5 protein-coding genes are annotated in these 14,509 nt (G+C 72.4%); all 5 read left to right on the top strand.

The window, feature by feature from the left end; all coding sequences use genetic code 11:
* Nucleotides 1-85: 85 nt before the first annotated feature.
* The 5 genes from AC3IFE_RS08090 to AC3IFE_RS08070 are packed head-to-tail and all read left to right on the top strand — an operon-like array spanning nucleotide 86 to nucleotide 14,463.
* Nucleotides 86-4,459, top strand: coding sequence for a non-ribosomal peptide synthetase (locus tag AC3IFE_RS08090; RefSeq protein WP_489190170.1), 4,374 nt, complete (start codon nucleotides 86-88; stop codon nucleotides 4,457-4,459).
* Nucleotides 4,456-9,933 carry a non-ribosomal peptide synthetase gene (locus AC3IFE_RS08085; protein ID WP_489190169.1) on the top strand — a complete coding sequence of 1,826 codons (5,478 nt, stop codon included), beginning with the start codon at nucleotides 4,456-4,458 and terminating at the stop codon, nucleotides 9,931-9,933. Before AC3IFE_RS08090 ends, AC3IFE_RS08085 begins: the two co-directional genes overlap by 4 nt.
* Complete coding sequence (locus AC3IFE_RS08080; protein ID WP_489190168.1) at nucleotides 9,930-10,982, top strand: Gfo/Idh/MocA family oxidoreductase; 1,053 nt, start codon at nucleotides 9,930-9,932, stop codon at nucleotides 10,980-10,982. The genes AC3IFE_RS08085 and AC3IFE_RS08080 overlap by 4 nt, the downstream gene beginning before the upstream one ends.
* Nucleotides 10,979-12,700: an ABC transporter ATP-binding protein gene (locus tag AC3IFE_RS08075; RefSeq protein WP_489190167.1), complete on the top strand. Its 1,722-nt coding sequence runs from the start codon at nucleotides 10,979-10,981 to the stop codon at nucleotides 12,698-12,700. Before AC3IFE_RS08080 ends, AC3IFE_RS08075 begins: the two co-directional genes overlap by 4 nt.
* Nucleotides 12,697-14,463: an ABC transporter ATP-binding protein gene (locus AC3IFE_RS08070; protein WP_489190166.1), complete on the top strand. Its 1,767-nt coding sequence runs from the start codon at nucleotides 12,697-12,699 to the stop codon at nucleotides 14,461-14,463. Before AC3IFE_RS08075 ends, AC3IFE_RS08070 begins: the two co-directional genes overlap by 4 nt.
* Nucleotides 14,464-14,509: the final 46 nt, after the last annotated feature.

Here is a 14,509-nt window from a genome sequence, read left to right as displayed (position 1 = left end):
ATGGGCGTTAATGAGATAGATTCTCATTCACAGGTGGCCGCCGCCGCGCGGAACCACCGCCGAACGACCCATACAAGGCGTGCCCATGAGCCAGACCGTTGTCGATTCCACGACCGACCATTCCGATCCTTCCCGTTGTTCTCCCCCTGACTTTCGCGCGTGGCTCGTTGCGCTGATCGCCGAGCTGCTCGACGAATCCGTCGATGAAATCGCGTCGCTCGACGACGACGAAGACCTGCTGAGCTGCGGCCTCGATTCGATCCGGCTGATGTATTTGCAGACGCGCGTGAACCGGCTCGGCCATGCGCTGACGTTCGACGCGCTCGCGCGCACGCCGACGCTTGGCGCGTGGGCCGCGTTGCTCGCGAATGCGCCGCGTATCGCGCGGCCGGAAGCCGGCGTTGTTGCCGAAGCGGTCGACGTGCATGCGCCGTTCGAGTTGTCCGCGGTGCAGCAGGCGTACTGGCTGGGTCGCGGCGACGGCGAAGTGCTCGGCAACGTGAGTTGTCATGCGTTTCTCGAATTCCGCAGCCGCGCGATCGATCCGGTTCGTCTCGACATCGCATGCCGGTGCGTGCGCGAGCGTCATCCGATGCTGCGCGCGCGTTTCGACGGCGGCCGCCAGCAGATCCTCGCCGAGTCGGACGCGCCCGTGTTCGCGCACGCGGACTGGCGCGACCGGACGGCGGACGATGCGGAAGCCGAATGGGTGTCGCTGCGCGCGTTCCGGTCGCACGAATGTCTCGACGTCGAGCACGCGCAGGTGTTCATGATGGGGCTCGTGCAGATGCCCGGCGGCGAGGACCGCGTGTGGCTCAGTGTCGACCTGCTCGCCGCCGACGTGGACAGCGTGCGGCTGCTGATGCGGGAGATCGGCGTCGCGTATGCGGAGCCGGCGGCGTTGCCCGCCGCGCCGTCGACGTGGTTCCCGGCCTGGCTCGCGCGTCGCGCGGCCGAGATGCGCGATGCGCGGGCCGCGGCGCGCGACGCGTGGCAGGCGCGGCTCGCGACGTTGCCGGAAGGGCCGGCGCTGCCGCTCGCTCGTGCGCCGGAAACGATCCGCGCACCGCGTTTCAGCCGCGTCGCGCATACGCTGAGCACGGACGAACTGACGCGCCTGCAGGCGCGCGCCGCGCAGCATGGCGTCACGCTGTCGTCGGTATTCGGCGCGGCGTTCGCGGCGGTGCTCGCGCGCTGGAGCGGCCGGCACGCGTTCCTGCTCAACGTGCCGCTGTTCGACCGGCACGGCGAGGCGCCCGATCTGGGCCGCGTGATCGCCGATTTCACGACGCTGTTGCTCGTCGAATGCGACGTGCGCGTCGATGCGAGCGCGGCCGACGCGGTGCGCGCATTCCAGCAGCGGCTGCATGGTGCGATCGCGCACGCCGCGTATCCGGCGCTCGACGTGCTGCGCGACGCGCGTCGGCAGGGCATGCCGCGCGCGGCGCCCGTCGTGTTCTCGTGCAATCTCGGCGATGAGCCGTTCGTGCCCGATGCGTTCGCGCAGGTGTTCGGCGATCTGCACGACATGATTTCGCAGACGCCGCAGGTGTGGCTCGACCATCAGCTCTATCGCGTGCCCGGCGGCGCGCTGCTCGCGTGGGACAGCGTCGACGGCCTGTTCCCGGACGGAATGATCGACGCGATGTTCGGCGCGTATGTCGCGTTCGTGCAGGCGCTGTGCGATCGCGACTGGCGGTTGCCGATCGCGGTCGAGCTGCCGTCCGCGCAGCGGCGCGTGCGCGATACGCTCAACGCGTTGCCGGCCCCTGGCCACGCGCGCACGCTGCATCACGATTTCTTCGCGTTGGCCGCGCGCGAGCCGGACGCCGTGGCGTTGCGCTGCGGCGATCGCACGGTGACGCGCGGCGAACTGGCCGCGCAGGCGCTCGCGGTCGCGGGCGGGTTGCGGGCGGCCGGGATCGGGCACGGCGACGCGGTCGAGATCAGCCTGCCGCGCGGGCCCGCGCAGGTCGCGGCGGTGTTCGGCGTGCTGGCGGCCGGCGCGTGCTACGTGCCGCTCGACGTCGCGCAGCCGGCCGCGCGCAAGGCGCTGATCGAGCGCGCGGCGGGCGTGAAGGCGGTGATCGGCGACGCCCCATGCGCGGCCGGCCCGCTGCCGCACGTCGGCATCGCCGCGCTGCTGCGACATGCGCCGCTGCCCGCGCCGCTCGCGGTCGCGCCGCAAGCCACGGCCTACGTGATCTACACGTCCGGTTCGACGGGCGTGCCGAAGGGCGTCGAGATGACGCACGCGGCCGCGATCAACACGATCGATGCGATCGACCAACTGCTCGGCGTGCAGGCGGACGACCGGCTGCTCGCGGTGTCGGCGCTCGATTTCGATCTGTCGGTGTACGACCTGTTCGGCGTGCTCGGGGCCGGCGCGGCACTCGTGCTGCCGACGCAGGACGAAGCGCGCGATGCGGCGCGCTGGATCGACCTGATCGCGCAGCACCGCGTGACGCTGTGGAACTCGGCGCCCGCGCTGCTGGAAATGGCGCTCGCCGCGCCGGCGGCGCGCGACGAGTGCCGCAGCGTGCGCGCGGCGCTGCTGTCCGGCGACTGGATCGCGCTCGACCTGCCGGCGCGCCTGCGCGAGCGCTGCGGCGATGCCTGTGCGTTCCACGCGCTCGGCGGCGCGACCGAGGCCGGCATCTGGTCGAACGTGCAGACGGTGCGCGACGTGCCGTCGCACTGGCGTTCGATTCCGTACGGCCGGCCGTTGCCGGGGCAGGCGTATCGCGTCGTCGATGCCGACGGGCGCGATGCGCCCGATTACGTGCCGGGCGAATTGCTGATCGGCGGCGACAGTCTCGCGCGCGGCTACCGGAACGATCCCGAGCTGACCGCGCAGCGCTTCGTGCAGCATGCGTCGGGCCGCTGGTATCGCACCGGCGATCGCGGCCGCTACTGGCCGGACGGGACGCTCGAATTCCTCGGGCGCGAGGATCGGCAGGTGAAGGTGCGCGGGCACCGGATCGAACTCGGCGAGATCGAGGCGGCGCTGGCCGCGCATCCGCTGATCGACGGTGCGTGCGCGAGCGTCGTCCACGGCGAGGCCGCACGCATCGTCGCGGCGTTCGTGCCGGCCGATTGCGCGGAAGCGGCCATCGCGCCGTCATCGCTCGGGGAGGCCGGCATGGCCGACACGATGCCGGCGGAAGCGGCCATCGCACGCGCCGTTGCCGGCCGGCTGCTCGATGACGACGCGGGCCTGCCGCCGTCGCTGCGTGCGGACTGGCAGGCAAACGGCGACGCATCGATCGCCATCGACGAGGCGCTCGCTCGGCTCGACTGGCAGGCGACCGATCTCGACGATCTGACGGCCGCGCTGCGCGCGCTCGCCGCCGATCCGGATAGCGCCGCGCAGCGCGTGCCGCTGGACCCGTGCGTGGCGCCGCTCGCGTTCGCGACGCGTTTGCCGGACGGCGCTCGCGTGCTGCGTGAGTTCGCCGCCGCGCTGGACGCGCAGGCGGCCGCACACGCTGGCGCGTTGCGCGTCGCGGTGCTCGATGCGCGCGCGGGCCAAGCGCTCGATGGCGGGCTCGGCGTGCTCGACGATCCACGCTTCGACGTGACGTTGTTCGACGCGTCGCCCGGCCTGCTGCACAACGCCCACGCACGTTTCACGCGAACGATGCCCGCGTTGCAGACGATGCAGGACGGCTTGCTGCCCGCACATTATCTCGGCGCCTTCGATTGCGTGATCAATTTCGCGGCGGCGCACCTGCGCGACGATCCGCGCGACACGTTCCGGATCGCCGCCGCGCTGCTCGCGCGGGACGGCCGCCTGCTGTTCGCCGACGTGCTGCGCGATTCGCCGCTGCGCGAGCTCGTCGCGCGCGTCGCGGGCGATGCGTCGTTGCCACGGCCGTTCGCCGCCGACGCGCTCGCGGCGGCCGCTCACGCCTGCGGCTTTGCGCTCGATGCGCGGAGCTGGCGCTCGACGGCATTCGCCTGCATCGATGCGTGCCGGACCGGCGAGCCGATCGCGCAGGCGGCGCTGGCCGACTGGCTGCGCGACCGGTTGCCCGACGCGATGCGTCCCGATGCGCTGTGGTGCGTGCCGCGCTGGCCGCTGAACGCGAACGGCAAGATCGACCGCCGGGCGGTCGGCGATGCGCTCGCGCGCGCACTCGGCGACGCACCGGCCGCGCACGACGCGTTCGTGCCGACCGATGAACGTCACGCGATATTGCTGGCGTGCTGGGAGCAGGCGCTCGGCCGCGCGGCGAACGCGCGCGACGCGACGTTCTTCGCGCTCGGCGGCGACAGCCTGCTCGCGACGCGCCTGCTTGCGCAACTGCGCGAGCGGCTCGGCGTGCGGATCGGGATGGCCGCGTTCTACCGGCAGCCGACGCTCGCCGGTCTCGCGGCGCGGCTCGACGCACTGACGCCGGCGGCGCCCGCCGATGGCGACGCATCGGTCGCGACGATCGAGGAGGGCGTGCTGTGAGCTTCGACGACGTGCTCGATCTCTGCCGCGAACGGCAGATCGAACTGTGGTGCGACGACGGCGGCCAGTTGCGCTATCGCGCACCGGCCGGCGCGCTCGACGCGGATCTCGCCGCGCGCATCAAGGCCGAACGCGATGCGTTCGTCCGCTTCCTTCAGAACGGGGCATGGCGCAGCGATCCTGCGCACCAGTACGAACGGTTCGCGCTGACGCCGGTGCAGGCCGCGTACGTGCTCGGCCGGCACGAATCGTTCGAGTTCGGCGGCAGCGCCTGCCATCTGTACGTCGAATACGACGAACCGAGGGATCTCGACTGCGTGCGCTTCGAAGCCGCGTGGAACGCGTGCGTCGCGCGCCATCCGATGCTGCGTGCGATCGTCGAGGACAACGCATGGCAGCGCGTGCTGCCCGACGTGCCGTGGCAGCCGCTCGCCGTGCACGACCTGCGCGACGCCGACGCGAACGCATTCGACGCTCACCTGAACCGCGTGCGCGAGCGCCTCGATCATGCGGTGCATGCACTCGACCGCTGGCCGGTGCTGCAGCCGGAAGTGAGCGTCGGGCCGGATGCCGCGGTGCTGCACCTGTCCGTGGATTTCACGCTGATCGACTACGCGAGCCTGCAATTGCTGCTCGCCGAATGGCGGCGTCGTTACGACGATCCGCAATGGCGGCCCGCGCCGCTCGACGCGACGTTTCGCGACTATGTGATGCACGACGCGCAGGCCGGCACGCGTGCCGACCATGCACGCGACAAGGCGTGGTGGCTCGCTCGCGTCGACGATCTGCCCGCGCGTCCCGATCTGCCGATCGTGCCCGCGATGCGCACCGGCGGGCGGCCGCGCTTCACGCATCGGCATGCGCGGCTCGATCGCGCGCAATGGGCCGCGTTGAGCGGCCATGCGAGCCGTTTCGGGCTCAGCGCGGCGAGCGTCGCGCTGGCCGCGTTCGCCGAGGTCGTCGGCCGCTGGAGCCAGGCGCCGGCGTTCTGCCTGAACCTGACGGTGCTGAACCGTCCGCCCGTGCATCCGCGCATCGATGCGGTGCTCGGCGATTTCACCGCACTGAGCCTGCTCGCCGTCGACGCGACGCACGGCCGTGATTTCGTCGAGCGTGCCCGCACGATCGGCGCGCGGATGTTCGACGATCTCGACCATCGCGCGTTCACCGGCGTCGACGTGATGCGCGAACTCGCGCGGCGGCGCGGCAAGGATGCGGCGCTGATGCCGGTGGTGTTCACGAGCGGGATCGGCAGCGTCGGGCGCCTGCTCGGCGAGCACGCGACTCGCGCCGACCCGCCGCGCTACATGATCAGCCAGACGCCGCAGGTGTGGCTCGACTGCCAGGTGACCGACCAGTTCGGCGGGCTGGAAATCGGCTGGGACGTGCGAGACGACCTGTTTCCGGACGGCATGCCGGCCGCGATGTTCGATGCGTATGTCGCGCTGTTGGGCCGGCTGGCCGACGATGCCGTGTGGTGGTCGCGCGCGGGCGACATCGTGCTGCCATCCGCCGCGCCCGTTGCCGACGTGCATCCGGATGCCGATACGCATATCGCGGCCGGTTTCGCCGCGCAGGCGTTGCGCACGCCCGATGCGCCGGTCGTGATCGACGCCCGGGGCGCACGCACGTACCGCGAGGTCGCGCAACATGCGGCGACGCTGCGTGGCGCGCTGGAGCAGGCCGGCGTCGGCGTGGGCGATACCGTCGCGGTGCTGATGCCGAAGTGCGCGCATCAACTCGCGGCCGTGCTCGCGATCGTCCAGGCGGGCGCCGCGTACGTGCCGGTCGACAGCCGCCAGCCGGCGCTGCGACAGCAGGCCATTCTGCGCAATGCGCGGGTGCGCGCGGTCGTCAGCGTGCAGGCGCTCGCGTTCGACCACGACGGTTGCGTGCGCATCGATATCGACGCGTTGCCGATCGATCCGCAATGGCCGCCGCGCGCCGCGCGCGAGATCGGCCCCGACGCATTGGCTTACGTGATCTACACGTCGGGTTCCACCGGCGAGCCGAAGGGCGTGATGCTGAGCCACGCGGCGGTGTGCAACACGCTCGCCGACATCAACGCGCGGCATGCGGTCGGCGCGGGCGACGTGGTGCTGGGCCTGGCCGAACTGAGCTTCGACCTGTCCGTCTACGACTTCTTCGGGGCGACCGCGCGCGGGGCGTGCATCGTGCTGCCCGATCCCGCGCGCGGCAACGATCCGTCGCACTGGGCCGAGCTGATGGTGCGTCATCGCGTGACGTTGTGGAACTCGGTGCCCGCCCAGGGGCAGATGCTGATCGACTACCTCGAAGGCGAACCGGCGCTCGACGTGCCGGGCCCGCGCCGCGTGCTGTGGTCGGGCGACTGGATCCCGGTGACGCTGCCGGCCCGCTGGTGGCGCCGCTGGCCCGACAGCGCGCTGTTCAGCCTCGGCGGCGCGACCGAAGCGTCGATCTGGTCGATCGAGCATCCGATCCGCCCCGAAGACACGCAGCTCGCGAGCATTCCTTACGGCCGCGCGCTGACCGGACAGACGATGGAAGTGCTCGACGCACTCGGCCGGCCGTGCCCGCCCGGCGTGCGCGGCGAGATCCATATCGGCGGCGTCGGGCTCGCGACGGGCTATGCGAACGATCCCGCGCGCACGGCCGAACGGTTCATCCGTCATCCGGATGGGCGCAGGCTTTACCGCACCGGCGATCTCGGGCGCGTGCGCGCCGACGGCTCGCTCGAATTCCTCGGACGGCAGGACGATCAGGTGAAGATCCGCGGCTACCGGATCGAGCTGGCCGAGATCGACGCGGCGCTGACCGCGCATCCGCTCGTCGGCGCGGCGGCGACGATCGTGCTCGGCGACGGCGCGGAGCGCCGGCTCGCGAGCTTCGTGTCGCTGCAGGCCGCGGACGCGCCGCCGCCGGCGCAGGACGACGCGCTGCGCGAGATCGCGACGCAGGTGCGTGCTGCATTCGATGCGGCACGCTGGCCCGCGCAGGCGGACGTGTCGCGGTCGGTCGCGCAACTCGAAACGGCGTGCGTGGCGTCGCTCGCCGCGTGGATCGTGCCCGCCGGCGGCGTGACGACCGATGGCTCGACTGATTTCGCCGCGCTGTGCGAGCGGCTGCGTGTGCCGACGGCACGACGGCATCTGCTGCGCCACTGGCTCGCGATGCTCGTCGCGCACGGCGTGCTCGATGCGGATGCGGAAGACGGCTGGCGCGTGCGATCTGACGCGAACATCGTCGACGCGCTTACATGCTGGGACGCATTCGCGCAGCACGCGCCGCCCGAGCTGTGGCCGGCCGTGCTCGTCGACTACTTCCGCGACAGCGCCGGATGCCTCGACGCGCAGATCGACGGTAGCGTATCGCCGGCCGGCCTGATGTTCCCGGAAGGGGCTGCGCATATCGCCGAAGCGATGTACAGCGACGGCGAGCACGCGCGCGCGCTGCATCGCGGGATGGCGCAGGCCGTGCGGGCGGTCGTCGCGCGCGAGCCGCGGCGGGCATGGCGCATCCTCGAAATCGGCGCGGGCACGGCCGCCGCGACGCGGGCGATCGTCGATGCGCTGGCGCCGCTCGTCGAAGCCGGCACGCGCATCGATTACCTGTTCAGCGACGTGTCGAGCTACTTCCTCGCGGCCGCACGCGAGCGTTTCGCCGCGTATCCGTGGATGCGCTTCGTGCGCTTCGACATGAACGCGCCATGCGACGCGCAGGGCGTTGCGCCGCATTCGGTCGACCTGACGATCAGCTCCGGCGCGCTGAACAATGCGCGCGATACGGTCGCGCTGATCGCCGGATTGCGCGCGCTGTCGGCGGCCGACGCGTGGTGGGTGATCCAGGAGCTGACGGCCGAGCATCCGGAAATCAGCATCAGCCAGGCGCTGATGATGGAGACGCCGGCCGACGCGCGGGCCGCATCGGCGCGGTTGTTCGTACCGCACGCGCAGTGGCTCGAATGGTTGCAGGCGGAGGCGGGCGATCGTGCGCTCGGTTGCGTCGCGCCCGACACGCCGCTCGCCGCGCTCGGCTACGACATCCTGCTGGCCCACGTGAAGCGCGGCACGGCATGCGTCGCGCCGGATACGCTGCTGGCATTCGTGGCCGAGCGCGTGCCGGGCTACATGGTGCCGTCGCAACTGCGCGTGCTGGAACGTCTGCCGGTGACCGCGAACGGCAAGATCGACCGCCGTACGCTGGCCGGCATTGCCGATATCCGCGAACCGGCGCCGGTCGTGGTCCGATCGACGCCCATGCAGGCAACCGATCCGCTGCTCGCGCGGCTGATCGGCTTGTGGGAAACCGTGCTCGATACGCGCGACGTTTCTCCGGATCAGGACTTCTTCGCCGCGGGCGGCGACTCGCTGCTGATCGCGCAGCTCGTGTCGCGGTTGCGCGGCGAGGAACCGCTCGCGCACGCGCATCCGTTCGACCGGCTGCTGCGCTGGGTGCTCGCGCAGCCGACGCCGGCCGCGTTCGCGCAATACCTGCGCGACGCGAGCGAGCAGCCGGCGAGCGGGGTGCCGACGGCCGCGCCTGCCGCCCCGCGCACGCTGTCGGCATCGACAGTCGTCCATGCGCCGGCGCCGCGCGTGCGTGTCGGCGTGCGTCCGATTCCTCTCGCGCCGGGAGACGGCGTGCCGCGCGTGATCGTGCACGAAGGGCTCGGCACCGTGCAGGCGTATCGTCCGGTGCTTCCCGCGCTCGCGCGGCTCGGCCCGGTGCTCGGCTTTGCGGTGCGCGACGCGCAGGACTACCTCGATCTGCCGGCGCGCCACCTGAACGCGACGCTGGGCCGGCGTTACGCGGATGCGCTTTGGCGCAGCGGCGTGCGCGAGGTCGACGTGCTCGGCTACTGCTCGGGCGGGCTGGTCGCGCTCGAGATGGCGAAGTCGCTGGTGCAGCTCGGCGTCGCGGTGCGCACGCTCGACATCGTGTCGAGCTACCGGATTCCGTACCTGGTCGAGGACGAACGGCTCGTGCTGTTCAACTTCGCGGCGACACTCGGGTTGCCGCTCGATGCGCTCGGTTTCCCGGAAGCGTACGTGCTGGCCGACGCGCTCGCCGACGCCTTGAAGGCCGACCCCGCGCGGCTTGCGCCCGGCAGCCTGCAGGCGCAGCTCGAGATCTTCGGCGAACGCTGCGAGCCACTCGATGCGCTGCGCCGCCGCGTGTTGCGCGCGGCGGCCGGCCTGTCGATGCAGGACGAGCTCGCGCATCCGCTGCTCGACGAGCGCGAGCGGCTGTACCGGCTCTTCATGCATTCGGTGCAGGCGTGCCACTGGGCCGGCGACGCGCCGTATGCGGGCGCGTTGCGGCTGTTCGTGCCGGAGCGCTGCAACCCGCTGATTCCGCAGCAGCGCGCGGCACTCACCGATTACTGGACGGCGCAGGCGCTCGGCGGCATCACGGCCATCGATATCCCCGGCGGTCACTTCGACTGCCTGAACGCCGCGTTCATCGATACCCGCCTGAAGGAGGCACGATGAAGGTCCATCCGCTGCCGGTCGTCGTGGCCGGCTCCCGTTTCGGTCAGTTCTATGCGGCGGGCCTCGCGGCGTCCGGATCGTATCGCGTCGCCGGCATCCTCGGGCAGGGCAGCGCGCGCACCGCGGCGTTGGCCGTGCGCGTCGGCGTGCCGGTATTCGACCGCGTCGACGCGTTGCCGGACGACGTGCGCGTGGCCTGCGTCGCCGTCGGCGGCGCGGCGCGCGGCGAGCAAGGCCCCGCGCTCGCGTGCCGGCTGCTCGAACGCGGGATCGACGTCGTGATCGAGCATCCGCTGCTGCCCGACGAATGGGACAGCGTGTTGCGCACCGCGGCGCGTCACGGACGCCGCTGCCTGCTCAACAGCTTCTATCCGAACCTGCCGGTCGTCGCGCGCTTCATCGCGGTCGCGCGACGGCTGCGCGAGACGAGCGCGCCGGTGCATGCGGACGTGGCGTGCTCGGTGCAGGCGAGCTACGCGGCGCTCGACGTGCTCGCGGCCGCGTTGCAGGGCGTCGGGCCGTGGTCGGCCGAACCGATCGGGCCGGCGCTGTCGTCGATGCGCGAATGCGCGATGGTGCTCGCCGAGACGCCGGTGTCGCTGCGCGTGCACAACGAGATGGCGGCGGCCGACGACGGCCGGATGAGCCTGCTGTTCGGCATCACGCTGACGACCGACGCCGGCACGTGGACGCTCGCGTCGCCGCACGGCCCGCTGTGGTGGGCGCCCGCGCTGCGCGAGCCGGCGGCGGACGAGGACGGCCTCTTTCCGATCTTCGGCGAGCCGGCCGGCGACGCCATGCCGCGCATCCAGATCTGCGACGACGCGCAGGACACGTGGGGCGAGATTCACGCACGAAGCTGGCCGCAGGCGGCCGTGCGCGCGGTCGACCGGCTCGTGTCCGGCGAAGGGCTGCACGCGTGCAACCAGCGCAGCATCGACGTGGCGCGCGTCTGGCAGCAGTTGACCGCGCAACTCGGTTTTCCGGCGCAGCCGCCGGGCGATGCACGCGCCGCGACGCTCGGCATGCTGCTGGAGCGTGCCGCATGAAGGGGCCGTTGCTTTCGATGCTGCGGCCGTTCGCGGCGCCGCTCGTTACCGCGATGATGTTGCAGGCGCTGGCCGGCATCGCGTCGCTCGTGCCGTGGCTCGCGCTCGCGCATCTCGCCGACGCATGGCGCGTGACGGCGCAGCTCGACGCGGCGGCGCGCGGCTGGCTCGTCGCGGCCGCGGCGGCCGGCGCGTGCTGGCTGGGCGGCCAGACGGTCGCGCTACACCTGACGCATCGCGTCGACGCGGATCTCGGCGACCGCCTGCGCAGGCGCCTCGCCGATCATCTGCGGCATTTGCCGCTCGGCTGGTTCGCGCGCGCGGGCAGCGACCGCGTCGCGCGCCACGTCGATCAGGACGTGCGCGCGCTGCATCAGCTCGTCGCGCATGCGCCGGCCGATCTCACGCAGCTCGTCGTCGTGCCTTGCGCGGCGCTTGCGTGCCTGCTCTACCTGAATCCCGTGCTGCTCGCGTTCGCGCTCGCGCCGCTCGTCGCTAGTGCGGCGCTGTTCCGCTGGATGTGTTCGGCACGATTCGCGCCGGCCTTCGTGGCGCGCAACGCGGCGCTCGAACGATTGATGGGCGACTACGCGCAGCTCGCGCAGAATCCGGCGCTCGTGCGGCAATATCCGGGCGCCGGCATCGAGGCGGCCGCGCTGGCGTCGGCCGGACATTTCTCTCACGCGTTCTCGGCGTGGGTTGGCCGCATCGGCGGCCTCGGCGCCTGCACACAGGTGCTGCTCGGCACGCCGTTCCTGCTCGCGTGGGTCGTGTTCGGCGCGACGTGGCTGACGGCCGGGCAGTTGCCGGTCGGCACGCTGTGCGCGTTCGCGCTGCTGATCTGGGCGGTCGCGGCGCCGGTGCGCGCGCTCGGTCATGGCGCCGATGCATTGCGCGAGGCGCGGGCGGCCGCGGCGCGGCTCGATGCGCTCCTCGCGCAGCCGGGCCTGCAGGAACCCGCCGACGGCGCGGCGCAGGTGCCGCGCGATTCGTCGATCGAGCTGCGCGGCGTGCAGGTCGACATCGACGGCGAGCCGATCCTGCGCGACATCGACGTGACGATCGCGGCCGGCACGGCTACCGCGATCGTCGGGCCGTCGGGCGCGGGCAAGAGCACGCTGCTGATGCTGCTCGCGCGCTTCATGGATCCGGATCGCGGCACCGTGCGGCTCGGCGGCGCCGACCTGCGGCGGCTCGCAGCGCAGACGCGTCGCGAACGGGTCGCGATGGTGTTCCAGCAGGCGACCGCGCTTGACGTGTCGATCGCCGCGAACATCGCGCTGTACCGGCCCGATGCCGATCGCGACGCGATTCGCGCCGCCGCGCGCGCGGCCTGTCTCGACGAGCGTATCGATGCATTGCCGGGCGGCTACGACTGCGTGTGCGGGCGCGACGTGCGCCTGTCCGGCGGCGAACTGCAGCGGCTGTCGATCGCGCGCGCGCTGCTGTCGCGCGCGCCGTTGCTGCTGCTCGACGAGCCGGCGTCGGCGCTCGATCCGCAAACCGGGCGCGCATTGGGCAACGCGCTGCGCGCCGACGCGCGCACGCGCGTGATCGTCAGCCACGATCTCGATGCAATTCGGCACGCGGACCAGATCCTCGTGATGGAACGCGGCCGCATCGTCGAACGCGGCACGCACGCGGCGCTGCTCGCCGCGCAGGGGCTGTATGCGCGGCTCTGGCGTGAACGCGGCGCCGCAGGCGGGGAGGCCGCATGACGACGCAAGCGCTCAAACGTTTGCAGTGCCTGCCGCGCGACACGCGCCGCGCGCTGTGGCGCGGCGTGGGCTGGGCGGTGGCCGCCGCGTTGCTCGACGGCGCGTGCGGGCTGCTGCTCGTGCCGCTGATCCGCGCATGGTTCGCCGGCGCGCAGGCGGCCGCGCTGCGCTGGACGGTCGTGCTCGGCGCGCTGACGCTGTGCCATGCGCTCGTGCTGTACGTCGCGCAGCTCCGCGGCTATCGCGCGGGCGGCGCGCTGGCCGTCGGCCTCGTCGAACGCCTCGTGCAGCACCTGCCGCGCATCGCGTCGTGGCAGACCGTGCGCGACAGTCATCCGGCCGGGCTGCTGCGCGGGCCGGTGATGCAGGCGATGGGGATTCCCGCGCATCTGCTCGGTCCGTTGATCGGCGCGGTCGTCACGCCGCTCGCGGTGGTGGCGGGGCTCGCGTGGATCGACTGGCGCGTCGCGCTGTGCCTCGCGGCGGCGGCCGTACTGCTGTTCGCGCTGCTGGAGCGCGGCGGCGCCCGCACGCTCGCGTTCGAACAGGCGCGCGCCGCCGGCGATCGCGACATGGCCGTGCAGCTTCAGACCTTCGCCGCGCATCAGGGCTTGCTGCGCTTCGCGGGCCGGGACGGCGATGCGCGCGCGGCGCTGCAGCGCGCGTTCGACGAACAGCATCGCCGCACGCGCGCGCTGATGCGGCGCGCGCTGCCGATCGAACTCGGCTTCGCGGGCGCGGTGCAGGGCGTGTTCGTCGCGATGCTGATCGGCGGCGCATGGGCAGTCGCGGCCGGCCGGCTCGACGCAGCGACGGCCGTCGCGGTGCTCGTGTTGCTCGTGCGCTTCATCGAGCCGCTCGCACAGCTCACGCAGCTCGACCAGGCATTGCGGGGCGGCTGGCGCGCGCTCGACACGGTGCTCGCGGTGCTGCATGCGCCGCGTTTCGACAGCCCGGAGCGCGGCACGCCGGTACACGACGCGAGCGTCGACGCGGTGCGTGTCGGCTATCGGTCGGCCAGCGGCGCGACATTGCTTGACGGGATCGACCTGCATTGTCCGGCGGGCGGCTTCGTCGCGATCGTCGGCCCCACGGGGGCGGGCAAGAGCACGCTGCTCGGCCTGCTCGCGCGACTCGACGATCCGTGCGCGGGGCGCGTGCTGCTCGGCCGTGCCGACGTGCGGCACCTGAGCGAGGCGACGCTTGCCGCGACGCGCAACCTCGTGTTCCAGGACAACGGGCTGTTTCGCGGCAGCCTCGCGTGGAACGTGCGGATGGGCCGGCCCGACGCGACCGAGGCCGAACTGCGTGCCGCGCTGGATGCCGTTGGCCTGCTGCGCGACGCCGAGCGCCTGCCGGACGGCCTCGACACCGACGTGGGGCCGGGCGGCCAGTTGCTGTCGGGCGGGCAGCGCCAGCGGGCGTGCCTGGCCCGTGCGTTGCTGGCGCGGGCGCCGGTGCTGATGTTCGACGAACCGACCGCGAGCCTCGACGAGCTGAGTGCGCGGCGCGTGCGCGACAGCCTCGTCGCGCTGCGCGGGCAGCGCACGCGCATCGTCGTCACGCACCAGCCGGCGCTCGCGGCGGCCGCCGACACGATCGTCGTGCTCGACGCGGGCCGCGTGCGGGCGACCGGCACGCATGCGCGACTGCTCGAAACCGATGCGTGGTACGCGACGTTCGCCCGCGCCGGGCGGCCGCTCGACGGCGCGTTGCCCGCCGGCCGGGGCGAGGAAACCCGTCCGGCCGAATCCGAACAGTGACGTGAACAATGCGGGCCGCCGTGCCCGGAATCGATAGGAAAAGCCC

This window comes from Burkholderia sp. APQ4-4ca, from assembly GCF_057837105.1.
Note: the sequence above shows the minus strand (reverse complement) of the source record. Positions and strands in the feature narration are given on the sequence as shown.

Bases quoted from the DNA above. Each gene is read 5' to 3' on its own strand.
- AC3IFE_RS08075 (WP_489190167.1), top strand. From the start codon at position 10,979: ATGAAGGGGCCGTTGCTTTCGATGCTGCGGCCGTTCGCGGCGCCGCTC.
- AC3IFE_RS08090 (WP_489190170.1), top strand. From the start codon at position 86: ATGAGCCAGACCGTTGTCGATTCCACGACCGACCATTCCGATCCTTCC.
- AC3IFE_RS08070 (WP_489190166.1), top strand. From the start codon at position 12,697: ATGACGACGCAAGCGCTCAAACGTTTGCAGTGCCTGCCGCGCGACACG.
- AC3IFE_RS08080 (WP_489190168.1), top strand. From the start codon at position 9,930: ATGAAGGTCCATCCGCTGCCGGTCGTCGTGGCCGGCTCCCGTTTCGGT.